A 14412-nucleotide genomic window follows, 5' to 3' on the forward strand; every position below is an offset into this window, starting at 1 on the left:
GTCACGGGCGCCAGGCGAGGTAGCGAGTATCGAGGAATTCCTCCAGACCCTCCGAGGCTCCTTCACGGCCCAGTCCCGACTGCTTCACACCGCCTAGCGGGGCGAACGCCACGGAGGGCACTGGGTCGTTGATGCCGACGATGCCTGCCTCGACCTTCTCCCCGAAGATCCAAGAGCGAGATGGGCTGCTGGTCCACACATAGGCTGCCAGTCCCATCTCCGTCGAATTCGCCATAGTGAGTGCTTCGTCATCAGTGCGGAATCGGACGATACCCGCGGCGGGGCCGAAGACTTCGGAGGTAAGAAGGGGCGCGTCCTCCGGAACGTCCGCCACGAGGGCGGGAGCGACGTACGAGCCGACGCCTGGGATCTCCTGCGGAGAGGTAAGGAGGACCCCTCCGCGTGCGACCGCGTCCTCGACGAGCTCCATCACGGCCCGGGCGCGCGCGATGTCGATGACGGGGCCCAGGCCTGGCATCTCGTTGCCGGCATCTGGAACCCCGTGACCCAGAGTGAGAGCGTCGAAGCGGGACGCGAGGCGTGCACCGAATTCCTCGGCCACGCTCTCGTGGACCAGGAACCGGTTCGCCGCGACGCAGGACTGGCCTGTGTTCCGCAGCTTGGCGGTGACAGCGCCTTCCACGGCAGCATCGAGGTCCGCGTCACCGAAAACGATGAACGGCGCGTTGCCGCCGAGTTCGAGCAGCGGCCGCACGATACGCGCGGCACCCTGCGCCATAAGCGCTGAGCCCACCTCGGTAGATCCCGTGAAGCTCATGATACGGACCGCAGGGTGATCCAGGAGTCCGGCTGTCACTTCCCGCGAGGGCCCGTGGACAAGGTTCACGACCCCGTCAGGCACTCCCGCGTCGATGAGGACGCGGAAGAGTTCCGTTGCGGCCAATGGTGATTTTTCGGAGACCCGCGCGACGACTGTACATCCTGCGGCCAGCATCGGCGCGAGCTTGCGGGCCTGGATGGATACGGGGAAGTTCCATGGCGTGAGACTTAGTGCTACTCCAGCAGGACGGCGTATCGCGAGATGTCGCCGCCCGGTCGCCTCAGGGGCCCGAACGGAGCCTCCGACGCGGCGGGCCTCCTCTGCGAACCAACGGAAGTACTCGACAGCGAAACTGACTTCGGCTTCGGCCTCGGGGAGGAGTTTGCCGGCCTCTCGGGCCAGAGTGCGGGCAAGGTCGGGCTTGCGCTCGGCGAGGATATCGGCAGCATCGCGGAGGATGTCGCCGCGCTTCCTTCCAGTCAATTCGGACCAGGCGTCAAAAGACTTTGCTGCCGAATCGGCTGCCCTAAGGGCCTCCTTACGGCCGCCCCAAGCGACTTCCCCGACAGGAGTGCCGAGGCCCGGGTCGAGGACGGGACGCGTAGCCGCGCTCGACTCCCAGCGGCCGGCGATCAAGTGTTCGGCATGCATGGAATTTTCCTTTTCATTAAAGTGGGCCCCACCGGGCTGACGCGGACGCGAAGACCTCGTCCACGAAGTAATACGTTCTCTCGAGCCCGCTCGAAGGGGCTAGCCCGGTTCAGCGGCTTCGGCCTAGGTTCCTTGCTGTCTTGGGCGCAGCTGCCGCGGCGGCCTGTCTCGATGAAGTTGTCCTCTTCGACAGTCCGTCTGTCCTGCGCGCGAAACGACAGGACACATGCGATCGTGTCGACGGTGCGGAAACTGTAGGAGGCCAGGCCTCTCGCTGATGCTCCTCCGTCATGCGATGCACCCCGGCCGGCGATTGGACCGGCTCGGCGTCCCGAACCGGTGACTTGGGGCGCCGCGGGCGCCCGTCCCGGTGAGTCGAAAGATCGCTCCTGCGTGCGGCCAGTCGGGAAGTTCCTCGGGGGTCGCCGGCCACTGACCGGTTGTGATGTAGAGATCGGAGAAATCCGGGCCGCCGAAGGTGCAGCTTGTGACGACCGGTGCAGGAACGTCCACGTGGTACTGAAGGCGGCCCCGCCGGTCGTAGCAGCGCACCGCGCGACCCCGTGCCATCGCCACCCAGAGGTTCCCATCCGCGTCCATCGTCATTCCGTCCGGACGCCCCTTCACCTCGTGGAGGTCAACGACCACCCGCCTTGACCGGGCTTCGATCTCGCCCGTCTCCAGGTCGTAGGCGAAGGCATCGACGCTTTCAAGGAAGGTGTCTATGTAGTACAGGGTGTGGCCGTCCGGACTCCACGACAGGCCGTTAGAGAGGGTCACATTGCCAAGCACCCGACGGATTCGCCCGCCGGCCTGCGGGCCCGGCTCCAGGCTGAAGAGCGCGGACGCACCCTGAGTGAGCGGCTCAGTCAGGGTGCCGGCGAGGTATCGGCCTGAGGGGTCGCACGCGCCGTCGTTCATCCGGTCGCCTTCGCGCACGGTGTGCCATGCAGTGAAGGAGGCCGTCTCTTCATCGATTCCTCCCACACTCATCCCCACCGCCCCGACGAGGCCCCCGTCCTCGCGCAGGGCCACAGAGCCGACAGGCTGGTCCAGAGCGAAGGACTGGTCAACCGATGTTGTCGGATCGAAGCGATGAACCTGCCGCCGGTGAACGTCGACCCAGAGGAGCGTGCCCGTGCGGTCGTCCCAGACGGGGCTCTCCCCTAAGGACGCGCCAGACTCTAGGACCGGCTCCAGCGAGGTGTGCATCAGTGCGCACCGAGTCTTGCGACGCGGAGAGCCTCCACTGACAGCAGGTCTTCTCTCATTCGACGGATGGCGTCCTCGCTTAGCGGACTAGCGGGAGCCACGGGCACAGGGGAGCAGAGCCCAGCGATGGACAGGGCAGCCTTCCAGCCCGAGGGTGGAGTGCCCTTTCGGCAGACGGCTACGATGTCGATGAGGTGTCGCTGCAGTGTGAGCGCCTCCGGAAGGTCCGTCGAGACGAGCTCGAGCATGCGCACGCCCAGTTCAGGGACGAGGTTAGCACTCGCTGCGATGGAGCCGTCCGCGCCGGCCAGCGCGCTGGCCACCAGCAGCGTGTCGGTGCCTGTGTAGACGCGGAAGTAGTTCGCCAGCTCGCTCTGACCGGTCTGTAGCAACTGAACGGCCTGCACTGCGGCCTGCAGATACTCGAGGTCCCGGCTGCTGTCCTTGAGCCCCACAATGTTGCCGTGGGTGGCCAACCGTCCCACGAGCGACGGGGGCAGCGGGACGCGCGTGAAGGCGGGGATGTTGTAGAGGACGATCGGGACGGGTGACCTGTCGGCGAGTCCACGGTAGAAGCCTTCGATCTCGGCATCTGACATCGGGAAGTAGGCCGGAGGCGCGACGAGGGCAGCGCGCGCTCCGAGGTCGCCGAGCTTCCTCAGTTCCATCTCGGCGTCGGGAACGGCGGAGACTGGGACGCCCGGGATCACCGGAAGGGCTCCGGCTCGAGCGATCACACGACCCGTCACGGAGAGGCGCTCACGGACGGTGAGCCGGGCACCCTCTCCTGTCGACCCGCACGGGGAGATGCCGACGATTCCCCCCGCGACGACGTGATCGACCAGACGATCCAAGGCGACGAGGTCGAGTTCGCCAGCCGTCGTCATTGGTGTTGCGAGGGCGACCAGCGCCCCCGAAGGCAGAGTTGGACTTACCATTCCGCGATCCTTCCGTCCTGGTGCCGCCACTGGGGGTCGCGCAGCTCCCACTGCGCCGACGCCCGCACGGCTTCCTCGTTGATGTCGATGCCCAGTCCGGGCCTGGAGTTGAGTGCAAGATGCCCCTCGATTGGCTGCAGGGGGCCGGGGTCGCGCACGTAGTCGAACATCTCCGCGGGAGGGAGGCCCTCGTAGCCTTGGTTGTAGTGGAGGCCCACGCTCTGCTCCTGGACCACGACGTTGGCCGTGGAGAATCCCACCTGCAGCGACGCCGCCAGGGAGATCGGGCCGTTCGGGCAGTGCGGTGCGACCGCGACGTCGTAGGCCTCCGCCATGTGCGCGATCTTAGCGAGCTCGAAGATGCCCGTGAGGGAGACGTCCGGCTGAACGATGTCAACGACACCTTGCCGGAAGAGCTCCCGGAACTGGGTGCGGTGCACGAGACGCTCTCCAGCGGCGATGGGAATTGAGCAGTCCGGACTGAGAATATGGCGCAATTCGCTTTCGAACCCCGGGCCGAGCGGTTCCTCGATCCAGGCGAGGTGGAAAGGCTCGAGTTCGCGAACCAGGACCTTCACCATCGCGCGATGGACCCTCCCGTGGAAGTCCAAGGCGATCTCGACGCCGTCGCCCACCGCGTCGCGGATGCTCGCCACTCGGTCCACGACCTCGCTGACCCGCGCCCGCGTTTCGATGTGGTCGAACTCCTCCGTCGCGTTCATCTTGACCATGGTGAAGCCCTGCTTCATTCGCTGGCGGGTGTGCTCAACGACGTCATGGGGTCGGTCCCCGCCTACCCAGGCGTAGAGGCGCGTGCGTTCGCGGACAGCGCCACCCAGAAATTCGTAAACGGGAAGCCCGTAGCGGTGCCCCTTGATATCCCAGAGCGCCTGCTCGATGCCGGCGGCGGCCGATGCGACCGCGCTCGTGCCGCGGAAGAACCCGCCGTGCCCCATCCTGAGCGCAAGCTCCCCGATGCGATCGGGGTCCGCTCCGGAGACGTTGAGGGCAAGGTCCTCAACCGCCCCGACGACGGCGTTCGCCCGCTTCGGCACGATGGCTTCGCCCCAGCCCACGAGCCCCTGCGCGGTCGCGACCCGGATGAGCAGCCAGCGAGGCGCCACGAGGTAGGGCGTCACGGAGGCTATCTTGTCCCGGTTCACTTCGACATTCCTTCCACGCGGGGCCCGGAAGCGCCGAAGGGTGAGGACGCCCGCGAGTTCAATCCCTCGGCGAGGGGATCTGTCTTCCTGCTCAGGCTGCGGCCGCCGTCCACCGTGACGGTCGACCCTGTGATGAAGCCCGCATCGGCGGAGCCGAGGAAGGCGACGGCTCCCGCGACGTCCTCAGGGAGGCCTGCTCGCGGAAGCAGCCACGGCTGGCTTACGTCATGCATGGCCGAGCCGAGCCCGACATGCTCGCGCTCCTCGGCCATGCCCGCTGTCTGGATGACCCCCGGGACCACGGCGTTGACACGGATCCCATAAGGGCCAAGCTCGATAGCGAGGGACCGGGTCAGGGCCGAGACGCCACCTTTGCTCGCGACGTAAGAGACGTGGGCGGGCAGCGGCAGGCGCTCCTGGATAGTGGCGAGGTTTACGATGGCTCCGCCGCCGTCGAGCATCGCGCGGGCAGCGTCCCGAGCAAGGAACGCCGACGCGGTCAAATTGGTCTCGATCACCCGGTCCCAGTCCTCCTCCGTCAGGTCGAGCAGGCTGAGTCTGGCACCGATGTCGGCCGCGTTGTTCACGAGGAAGTCCAGACGGCCCCAAGCCTCGAGGGTCTTCGCCACCAACTCATTCCGCTGGCTGCGGTCAGCGAGGTCCGCGCACTCGAATTGGCACTGACCGCCCTGCTCGTGGATCTCTGCGGCCGCCGCCGCACCGGCGTTCCGGTCCCGGTCGACAAAAGTAACGGCCCACCCGTTGCGGACGAGTCGTTCGACGATCGCGCGGCCAATTCCGCTGGCACCGCCTGTGACGAGAGCGACGGGGAGGGATGATCTGGTTTTCTGCACAGGCGGCCCTGCCTTTCAGGAAGTAGTTCTGGACAGACGTCTGCTGATGGCGCCCTTGCGGACGCGGTAAGGGGAGCGGCCGCTGGTGAGCCGAGATAGCTGCTCTCCTGCGGGTGGAAACACACCAAGCGGCGGACGGGATGCTCCCGACTCCCGTGAGGTGGAACACATGATGTAAGTACTATCACATGAAGTGTTGGGTTTCCAACAAGGTTTGGTGATATTCAGGCGTACGGTGTCTGCGCTGACGGTCGGCGTCGGTCATGCGTTGCCTCAAGCGGGGAAGAGCAGCATCAATCACCTCGATGAGAACACCGACGCGTGGCCCGGTGCACGTCGGTCGCGCTGCACACTGCATCGACACTCCCGAGGATGGGCGGCAGGTCTTCAGCCCCAGCCACTGTGGCGGCCCGGCTGTAATACGTAGTGCAGAAGTTCGGCCCGCAGTTTGTCGCGACCTTGGGGCTGTCCCCCGGAATTTTTTCAAGCTGAACGGTACCAACGGTAGTTAGGCGGCTGACTGTTCGATTTTGTCTTTGGGTTGGTTGATCCACGCGGGTCCGGGGAGCGAGAGGATTTTGGGGTAGGACGTCGTGAAGCGTTCGGGGTGTTTGGCACGGGCTGAAGAGAGGGCTGCCGAGCGTTCTTTGGCCACGGCGGCGGCGTGAGCGGACGCGAGGAACGATCCTTCATGCCGTCCCAGCCGTGCTCCAGACAGCGCCGGAACCACCGGGGCGCGCAGGTCCGGGAAACACCCATTTCCTTGGCCACGTAGGCCACGTTGGGCGACGGCCCGCGCTCGCAGCTGCAGGTCTAGCTATCCATGTAGCCTTCAAGGAGCGTGGTCGTTGATATATAACTGGACCTCGGATGCAGATGGCATACGACATGTGGGAATCGATGCAGGCGTTGCCGACCAGCCCTTGCCAGGTACGTGCTCGTCGTGTGCTCTGCTTTGTCTAGTACCTCGTAGAAGAGTGCCGCAAAAAGGGCTCCTCGAGTAGCTCCCGGTCCCAGCCTGGCCTAGCGCCGATTCCGTCGAGAATCGGCAAACAACTGCGCGAAGACTTGCCCGTAAGCCGGCCGACCGCCGTGCTGCGGACCCCCCAACTGGCCTTCCACGTGCCAGCCAGATTGGTGCCACCCAGATTGGCACCACCCAAACTGGGGCCCGCCGAGTCGCCGGTAGAGTGCAATTATGCCCACCGAAGCCGCCGCCGCCCCCGATCCCTTGGGAATCGACGTGGGGCCTCTCCCTGACCTGGACGAACTCCTCGCCGGCGCCCATGTGGTCAGTTTGCCGATGCGCGTGAAATTCCGCGGCATCTTGCAGCGCGAGGCCCTGCTGCTCCGCGGCCCGCTGGGCTGGGGGGAGTTTTGCCCCTTTCCCGAATATGCCGACGCGGAGGCCTCCCGCTGGCTTGCCTCCGCGGTCGAAGCCGGCTGGCTGGGCTTCCCCGAACCCCTGCGCGACACCATCCCCGTCAACGCCACGGTGCCCGCGGTGCCAGCGGACCGTGTGCCGGAAATCCTCGCCCGCTTCGGCCGGGTGGACGTCGTCAAGGTCAAAGTGGCCGAGCCCGGCCAGAGTCTCGACGACGACGCCGCCCGGGTGGAGGCCGTCCGCGCGGCACTCCCGGACGCGGCCATCCGCGTGGATGCCAACGGCGGCTGGGACGTCGCTGAGGCCGTCGACGCACTGACCCGGCTCGCCGTCGTCGGCCTGGAATACGCCGAACAGCCGGTGCCGGACATCGACGGCCTGGCCGAGGTTCGGCGCCGGCTGCGGGCTGCCGGGGTCCCCGTGCTCATCGCCGCGGACGAGAGCGTGCGCAAGGAGGATGACCCGCTCAAGGTTGCCCGCGCCGGCGCGGCCGACCTGATTGTCGTCAAGGTGGCACCGCTCGGCGGCGTCCGGCGCGCCCTGGACATCGTGGCCAAGGCGGGCCTCCCCGCCGTCGTCAGTTCGGCGCTGGACACCTCGGTGGGGATCCGCGCCGGCCTGGCGCTCGCCGCCGCGCTCCCCGAACTTCCCTACGCGTGCGGGCTCGGAACGGTGTCCCTGTTTGCCGCCGACGTCACCCGGGACTCCCTGGTCCCCGACGACGGCGGCATCCGCCTCCGCGACGTCACCCCCGACCCCGGTCTGCTGGCGGCCCATGCCGCCGCCCCGGACCGCCGGGACTGGTGGCTGGACCGGCTGCGGCGCGTCCATGCGGTGCTGGCCGCGGGGCAACGGCCTCCCCGACAGTGACGTTCGCAGTCCGTAACGTTCGCAGTCCGTGACGCCCCGGCAACCTGGCGACCGCCGGGCGGGCTCCTGCCAACGCCGCCCGGCGCGGAGCAGCACCCAACGGGCCCGATCCGATATGACAAGATGTTCCAATGACTTCCCGCCACGCTGAACGGCTCCGCAAAAACAGCCGCCGTTGGGGCGCTGGTCCGGCCTGCATGGCCTTGCTGATCATGATGGGCGTCGCTGGGTGTTCGGCCCCGGCTGCCCTGCCGTCCTCCGCCGCGCCGAGTACCGTGGCAACGCCCGGGGTGACGGCGTCGCCGTCGGGTCCGTCCCGGAGCGTTCCGGAGGCCGCGAGCACGGCGTCCCCAACAGCAGCGGCGGAGGACGCTCTGCACAAGGTGCAGGTCGCTTTGCAGGCGTTGGCTCGATCGACCCCGCAGCCGAGCCGGGAGCAGGTGCTGGCGAGCCTTTCCGGCGCTGGGTTTGCCCCGGCCGCCGTGGAGGTTGCCGCGTCGCGGACACCGACGGGGCTGGCCGTGGACGCGGTGGAAGCCGGAGTGCTGAGCGGGGGGCAATGCGTGATGGCGCAGATCCGGTCCGGAAACCTGGAAACATCGGTGTTGCCGGCTCTGACGAACGGGCGCTGCTTCATTGGCCGGGTTGACGGCTAGTTTGGCGCGTTCAGTGGTGTTCAGACGGAGATCCAGCGTGCCGCCGGGAGCGGCGCTGACAATCGGGACGGTTCGGCAACAGGAGTGGAATGTCTAGGGTACTGAGCCGAGGCTCCGAGGTTCGGGCAGGAACGAAACCCGCCCGACGGAGCCGCATGTTGGTGATCGTGCAGATCGTGGGTGAACTGCTCATAACCGCCGGCGTGATCGCCCTTCTCTTCGTCGCCTGGGAACTGTGGTGGACAAACGTTGAAGCCGATGCCGTCCAGGGGGCCGCCGTGAAACAGTTTGTCCAGGAGCACCCGGCACCCGCCACGACGGTCCAGCCCCCGACGGCGGCTGGCGGCACTCCAGCGGCGTCGGCGCTGCCGTCGGCCCCGCCGGTGGGCGCGGCGCCGGGCCACGGCCAGGCAATCGGTGTCATCTACATCCCCCGGCTCGGAGCCGACTACAGCAGGCCGGTCATCGAGGGCACCAGCCAGGATGTCCTGGACACGCTCGGCCTGGGCCACTACCAGGGGACGGCGATGCCGGGCGGCGTGGGGAACTTCGTGCTGGCTGGCCACCGTCAGACCCACGGCGCTGTGCTCGACAACATCCATACGCTCGTGCCCGGCGACAAGATCTATGTCCAGACTGCCGACGGGTTCTACACGTACGTCTTCCGGAACCAGGAGATCGTGCTGCCGGACCGGACGGATGTCCTGGCGCCGGTGCCGACTGAGCCCGGCGCAAAGCCCGAGCAAAGAATCCTGACCCTGACCAGCTGCAATCCGCGCTTTGGGTCCCAGGAGCGCATCATCGCCTACTCCGTCTTCGATTCATTCCAGCCGCTCAGTGCCGGACCGCCGGCGGCCATCGCCAAACAGCTTGCCGACCTGCAGGGAAAGGGCTAAACAATGTACGGCTGGGTTTTTCGACACCTTCCCGGGCCTCTTTGGGTTAGGACGGCCATTTCCGTGGCCATCCTCGCGGGGGTCCTGGTTGGGCTGGTTCAGGTGGTCTTCCCGTGGATTGCCGACGTGACCAATCTGACCAACGCAACCGTCGGGTAGGACCGGGCGCGGTCTTCGGACGCACAGCCGGAGTAGCTGCGACGGGTGCGTGCGGTGCCGGCTGCAACTGCGGGGTGGCGGGCCCAGTCCTTGAGTCGGGAACGCCAAGGTTCATCTGCGAGAATCCCTCCATGACTGAGCCGGTTCAAGAACTCCTCCACAACAGCGTCCAGACGACCCGCCAACCCCGCGGCTTTCGTCGCGGCGCCGGGTATGCCGCCAGCAAGGTCCCGGAAGTCTCGGCCTACTTCTGGATCACCAAAGTACTCACTACAGGGATGGGCGAGACGACCTCGGATTTTTTGGTTACCCGGCTCGATCCCATGATCGCGGTCGCGCTCGGGGCGGCAGGACTGATCATCACGCTGGTGTTGCAGTTCGCCGTCCGGCGTTATGTTCCCTGGATCTACTGGTCCGCCGTCGTAATGGTCAGCGTCGTCGGCACCATGGCCGCCGACGTCGTCCACGTGGGGCTCGGCGTGCCGTATGCGGCATCGACGGCGTTCTTCGCGGTGGTCCTCGCCGTCGTCTTCCTGGTGTGGCACCGCACGGAACGAACGCTGTCCATCCACAGCATCCGTTCACCGCGGCGGGAATTCTTCTATTGGTCAGCCGTCATGACCACCTTCGCCCTCGGAACGGCCGCGGGGGACCTCACCGCCATGACGCTGCAGCTCGGATATCTTCCCTCGGCATTTCTGTTTGCGGCGATTATCGCGGTTCCGGCCATCGCCTGCTGGCGGCTGGGGCTGAACCCCGTCCTCGGGTTCTGGTTTGCCTACGTCACCACACGGCCCCTGGGGGCTTCTGTGGCCGACTGGATGGCAGTCTCCCCGGTCCGCGGCGGACTCGACTGGGGTTCCGGACCCGTCAGCCTCGGATGGGCCGCAGCCATCCTCGGATTCGTCGCCTACCTCGCCGTTACCGGCAAGGACGTCCAACGCGAAGACGCCCCCTCGGGCCGCCGATAGCGGCACTCCCAGGGAGCATGGTGCCTGCCCAGCGGCCGGCGGCGCAGCCGGCCCGGGCCCGGGCGGCCGGCGGCGGTGGGCTGGACTCCGCGGCGGCGAGGGCTGGTGTCCGGCTCCGGGGGAGCCCCCGGGGAACTGATCATCAGCCGAACTGATAATTTGGGACTGTGAATAATCCGGCCGAATTGGTTGTCCCCAGAGTCCAGGCTGCTATTGCCAGCGCGTTCGGCGAAGAATTCCGGCAGACGGACCCGGTGATCAGGCCCTCGCAGTTCGCGGACATCCAGATCAACGCCGCCATGGCCCTCGCCAAGAGAGTCGGACTGCCGCCGCGGGACGCCGCCGCGCGGATCGTGGACGCCCTGGACATCGACGGCATCTGCACCACGGCAGAGATCTCCGGACCGGGCTTCATCAATCTCACGTTCGACGGCACGTGGATCGAGGAACTGCTCAATGCACAGGCCGCCGGTGCCGCATCCCTGGCAGCGGCCTCTCCTGCAGAGGCAGCCTTAGGCGCAGCGCAAGGCGCCGCCGAAGCGCAGGGGCAGCGCGTCGTCGTCGACTATTCCTCTCCGAATGTGGCCAAGGAAATGCACGTGGGGCACCTGCGCACCACCGTGGTCGGGGACAGCCTGGTGAAGGTCCTCGAAGCGCTGGGGGACACCGTCATCCGGCAGAACCACATCGGCGACTGGGGCACGCCCTTTGGCATGCTGATCGAGCACTGGCTGGAGATCGGCGAGGACTCCCCGGAGGCCGCGCTGCTGGTGGATGACCCGAGCGCGTTCTACCAGGCGGCCCGGACGAAGTTCGACGCTTCCGCCACGGACGAGGACGGCTTCGCGACCCGTGCCCGGCTCCGCGTCGTGGCGCTCCAGGGCGGGGACCAGGAAACCTTTGCAGTGTGGCAGCGGCTCGTGGCGCAGTCAAAGCGCTACTTCAACGCCATCTACTCGATGCTGGGCATCAGCCTCACCGACGACCACATCGCCGGCGAAAGCTCCTACGACGCCCATCTGGCACAACTGTGCCAGGAACTGGAGGACCGCGGAATCGCACGGGTCAGCGACGGCGCCCTCTGCACCTTCCCCGCCGGCTTTACCGGGCGCGACGGCCAGCCGCTGCCCCTCATCATCCGCAAGTCCGACGGCGGCTACGGGTACGGCACCACAGACCTCGCCACCATCCGGTACCGCGTCCGCGACCTCTCGGCCGACCGCGTCCTCTACGTCGTGGGCGCCCCGCAGAACGTCCACCTGCGCATGGTCATGGCAACAGCGCGCGACGCCGGCTGGCTGCCGGACACCGTGGAGGCCACACACGTGCAGATCGGCAACGTGCTGGGCGAGGACGGCAAGATCCTGAAGTCCCGCTCCGGTGCCCCGGTGAAGCTCATGGCCCTCCTGGAGGAGGCCGTGGACCGCGCCCGTGCCGTCATCGACGCCAGCCGTCCCGAGCTGACCGAGGCGGAGCGTGCCGTGACGGCCCGCCAGGTGGGGATCGGCGCCGTCAAGTACGCCGACCTGTCCACGGGCCATGACACCGAGTACGTCTTCGACTTCGACCGCATGCTGGCCCTGACCGGCAACACCGGACCCTACGTGCAGTATGCCGCCGCGAGGATCCGGTCCATCCTGCGCAAGGCCGGCGTGCTGGAGCTCCACACTGGTGCCGGCAGCGGGGGCGCCGGCGCCGGGGATGCCGGCAGCGGGGGTGCCGGCGCCACCGGTGTGGCCGCGGCGATCGCCGTCGTCGAGCCTGCCGAACGCGCGCTCGCCCTTCACCTCTTGGAATACGGCGCCACGCTGCGCAAAGTGGGCGAAGCGCTTGAGCCGCACCGCCTCTGCGGCTACCTGTTTGAGCTCGCCCAACTGTTCACCGCCTTCTACGATCAGTGCCCGGTTCTGAAGGCCGAGGAATCGGTCCGGGAGTCACGGCTTGCCCTGTGCGCCCTGGCCCTGCGGCGGCTGTCCAACGGCCTGGAACTGCTGGGCATCGAGACGCCGGAGAACATGTGACAGCGCCGGACTCCGCCGACGCTGGCGGCGCTGGCGCCCTGGGATCCGTCGCCGCCGCACGCCTGGCCGTCGACTCGCTGCTCCAGGCCGGGGTGCGCTACGTAGTGGTTGCGCCCGGCTCACGGTCCGCCCCGATGGCCTACGCCCTGGCCGAGGCCGCCGCCGCCGGCCGGGTGGAGCTGCTGGTCCGGATCGACGAACGCTCCGCCGGGTTCACGGCGCTCGGCCTGGCCCTGGCAACCGGGGCGCCCGCGGCAGTGCTGACAACGTCGGGGACCGCCGTCGGAAATCTCCTGCCGGCGGTCATGGAAGCGAATCACGCCGCCGTGCCGCTCGTCGTCATCTCCGCGGACCGGCCCCAGGAGCTGCGCGGGACCGGCGCCAACCAGACCACGATCCAGCTGGACCTCTTCGGCGAGCACGTCCGCTTCGCCGTCGACGTGCCCGCCGGCAGCGACCCGCAGCGCGCCGTGGAGACAGCACTGAGCGCCGCGACCGGGGCCTTCGAGGACTCCCCGCCGGGACCGGTGCAGCTGAATCTGGCCTTCCGCGACCCCCTCGTGCCGGCGCCCGGGGAGGCGCTTCCTGCCGAGTCGGGGCGCCGGGTCTACCGGGCCGCCCATGTCCCGCTGGCCCTGGACTTTCCGGCGGCCTCCGCTGCCCTGCCTGAGCGGCGCACCGTCGTCCTTGCCGGGCACGACGCCGGGCCGGTCGCGGAGGCGTTTGCCCGTGCGCACGGCCTGCCGCTGCTCGCCGAACCCTCGTCCAATGCCCGGTTCGGGCCCAACGCGGTGGGGCCGTACCGGCTGCTGCTGGAACATTTCGGGCCGGATTCCCCGCAGCCGATCGAACGCGTGGTCCTGTTCGGCCGGCCCACGCTCTCCCGGCCGGTCAGTGAGCTGCTGGCGCGTGCGGACGTCCCCTCGGCCCTTTACCAGCCGGTTCCCGTGGCCTGGTACGAACCCGGCCGCCGCACCGAGCTGCCGCTGGAGAACCTGGCGGACCTCGGAGACTTTGCCGGCCGCGGTTCCCCGGCCTGGCTGGATGCCTGGCTCCTGGCCGGCGCCGCAGCACAGCACGCGGTGGACCTCGTCCTGTCAGGGACCCCCGCCGCAACCGGCCCGTCCGTGGGCGCGCTGGTCTGGGCGCACGCCCGCGGCCAGCTCGTGCTCGGATCCTCCAACGGCATCCGGGACGTCGACCTCGCCGGTGCACCCTCGCCGGAACCGCGCGCCACGGTCTTCGCAAACCGGGGCCTGGCCGGGATCGACGGCACCACGGCCACCGCTACCGGCATTGCCCTGGGCGGCCGCCAGGAAACCACGGTGCTGATGGGGGACGTCACGTTCCTGCACGACGCCGGCGGGCTTCTGCTCGGGGCAGGGGAAGCCGTGCCCGCCCTGCGGATCGTGGTGCTTAACGATGCCGGCGGGGCCATCTTCGGGCTCCTGGAACACGGCGCGGTCGAGGCGGCCGGCCGCTACGGTGACGCCGTCGAACGCCTTTTCGGCACCCCGCACAGTGTGGATATTGTGGCACTCGCGGCGGCGTACGGCGTCGCCCACCGCGTGGTCGGCACGACGGCGGGACTCGCCGAGGCGCTCGGCGAGCCGGTGATGGGCCGCAGCATTGTTGAGGTCCGCACTGACAGGCACGGACTCAGGGAGCTGCACCGCCGCATCCGGGCCGCCGTCGGAGCCGCGGTCTCCGGCGTTCCCGCCACGGACTGACGCACTCTTCGCTGGGTCCGGGCGACGCGCTTTGGGCCGGGCGACGCGCTGCGTGCCCGGCGACGCGCAAAATACCCCACGCCGCCGGAATTCCTCGGCGCCAGGTAATTTGCGCGTCGCGGAGCA

At 68.1% G+C, this 14412-nt stretch carries 12 protein-coding genes and 1 pseudogene; 6 read left to right on the forward strand and 7 right to left on the reverse strand.

Annotation, left to right across the window (positions count from 1 at the left end):
* Position 1: 1 nt before the first annotated feature.
* From AC1DES_RS01230 to AC1DES_RS01260, 7 genes and pseudogenes are all read right to left on the reverse strand, one after another.
* A complete protein-coding gene (locus AC1DES_RS01230; RefSeq protein ID WP_476893871.1) occupies positions 2 to 1432 on the reverse strand; it encodes an NAD-dependent succinate-semialdehyde dehydrogenase in 1431 nt (476 codons plus the stop codon).
* A 288-nt stretch (positions 1433 to 1720) separates the two neighbouring features.
* Positions 1721 to 2644, reverse strand: a complete 924-nt coding sequence (locus AC1DES_RS01235) for an SMP-30/gluconolactonase/LRE family protein (protein ID WP_476893872.1) — start codon at positions 2642 to 2644, stop codon at positions 1721 to 1723.
* Positions 2644 to 3582 carry a dihydrodipicolinate synthase family protein gene (locus AC1DES_RS01240; protein ID WP_476893873.1) on the reverse strand — a complete coding sequence of 313 codons (939 nt, stop codon included), beginning with the start codon at positions 3580 to 3582 and terminating at the stop codon, positions 2644 to 2646. The genes AC1DES_RS01235 and AC1DES_RS01240 overlap by 1 nt, the downstream gene beginning before the upstream one ends.
* On the reverse strand, positions 3576 to 4745 hold the full coding sequence (dgoD, locus tag AC1DES_RS01245; RefSeq protein ID WP_476893874.1) for a galactonate dehydratase: 1170 nt from the start codon (positions 4743 to 4745) through the stop codon (positions 3576 to 3578). Before dgoD ends, AC1DES_RS01240 begins: the two co-directional genes overlap by 7 nt.
* Positions 4742 to 5599 carry an SDR family NAD(P)-dependent oxidoreductase gene (locus AC1DES_RS01250; protein ID WP_476893875.1) on the reverse strand — a complete coding sequence of 286 codons (858 nt, stop codon included), beginning with the start codon at positions 5597 to 5599 and terminating at the stop codon, positions 4742 to 4744. The genes dgoD and AC1DES_RS01250 overlap by 4 nt, the downstream gene beginning before the upstream one ends.
* Positions 5600 to 6107: 508 nt before the next feature.
* The gene (locus tag AC1DES_RS01255; RefSeq protein ID WP_476894227.1) at positions 6108 to 6254 is read right to left on the reverse strand and encodes a hypothetical protein; all 147 of its coding nucleotides are present in this window, start codon (positions 6252 to 6254) and stop codon (positions 6108 to 6110) included.
* Positions 6255 to 6280: 26 nt separating this feature from the next.
* A pseudogene (locus tag AC1DES_RS01260) lies at positions 6281 to 6379 on the reverse strand (IS481 family transposase); the annotation flags it as partial.
* 418 nt (positions 6380 to 6797) lie between these two features.
* Here AC1DES_RS01260 and AC1DES_RS01265 point away from each other — a divergent pair.
* The 6 genes from AC1DES_RS01265 (at position 6798) to menD (ending at position 14286) form a co-directional block, all read left to right on the forward strand.
* The gene (locus AC1DES_RS01265; RefSeq protein WP_476893876.1) at positions 6798 to 7853 is read left to right on the forward strand and encodes an o-succinylbenzoate synthase; all 1056 of its coding nucleotides are present in this window, start codon (positions 6798 to 6800) and stop codon (positions 7851 to 7853) included.
* 131 nt (positions 7854 to 7984) lie between these two features.
* Positions 7985 to 8509 carry a DUF6993 domain-containing protein gene (locus AC1DES_RS01270; RefSeq protein ID WP_476893877.1) on the forward strand — a complete coding sequence of 175 codons (525 nt, stop codon included), beginning with the start codon at positions 7985 to 7987 and terminating at the stop codon, positions 8507 to 8509.
* A 155-nt stretch (positions 8510 to 8664) separates the two neighbouring features.
* On the forward strand, positions 8665 to 9405 hold the full coding sequence (locus AC1DES_RS01275; protein WP_476893878.1) for a class E sortase: 741 nt from the start codon (positions 8665 to 8667) through the stop codon (positions 9403 to 9405).
* A 290-nt stretch (positions 9406 to 9695) separates the two neighbouring features.
* Entirely contained in the window at positions 9696 to 10535 is an 840-nt protein-coding gene (locus AC1DES_RS01280; RefSeq protein WP_476893879.1) for a COG4705 family protein, read from the forward strand.
* A 167-nt stretch (positions 10536 to 10702) separates the two neighbouring features.
* The gene (gene argS, locus AC1DES_RS01285; RefSeq protein ID WP_476893880.1) at positions 10703 to 12556 is read left to right on the forward strand and encodes an arginine--tRNA ligase; all 1854 of its coding nucleotides are present in this window, start codon (positions 10703 to 10705) and stop codon (positions 12554 to 12556) included.
* Positions 12553 to 14286, forward strand: coding sequence for a 2-succinyl-5-enolpyruvyl-6-hydroxy-3-cyclohexene-1-carboxylic-acid synthase (menD, locus tag AC1DES_RS01290; RefSeq protein ID WP_476893881.1), 1734 nt, complete (start codon positions 12553 to 12555; stop codon positions 14284 to 14286). The genes argS and menD overlap by 4 nt, the downstream gene beginning before the upstream one ends.
* Positions 14287 to 14412 lie beyond the last annotated feature (126 nt).

It is taken from the genome of Arthrobacter sp. 05T442, assembly GCF_056395945.1.

Bases quoted from the DNA above. Each gene is read 5' to 3' on its own strand.
- AC1DES_RS01265 (WP_476893876.1), top strand. From the start codon at position 6,798: ATGCCCACCGAAGCCGCCGCCGCCCCCGATCCCTTGGGAATCGACGTG.
- AC1DES_RS01270 (WP_476893877.1), top strand. From the start codon at position 7,985: ATGACTTCCCGCCACGCTGAACGGCTCCGCAAAAACAGCCGCCGTTGG.
- AC1DES_RS01230 (WP_476893871.1), bottom strand. From the start codon at position 1,432: ATGCATGCCGAACACTTGATCGCCGGCCGCTGGGAGTCGAGCGCGGCT.
- AC1DES_RS01275 (WP_476893878.1), top strand. From the start codon at position 8,665: ATGTTGGTGATCGTGCAGATCGTGGGTGAACTGCTCATAACCGCCGGC.
- AC1DES_RS01235 (WP_476893872.1), bottom strand. From the start codon at position 2,644: ATGCACACCTCGCTGGAGCCGGTCCTAGAGTCTGGCGCGTCCTTAGGG.
- AC1DES_RS01240 (WP_476893873.1), bottom strand. From the start codon at position 3,582: ATGGTAAGTCCAACTCTGCCTTCGGGGGCGCTGGTCGCCCTCGCAACA.
- AC1DES_RS01280 (WP_476893879.1), top strand. From the start codon at position 9,696: ATGACTGAGCCGGTTCAAGAACTCCTCCACAACAGCGTCCAGACGACC.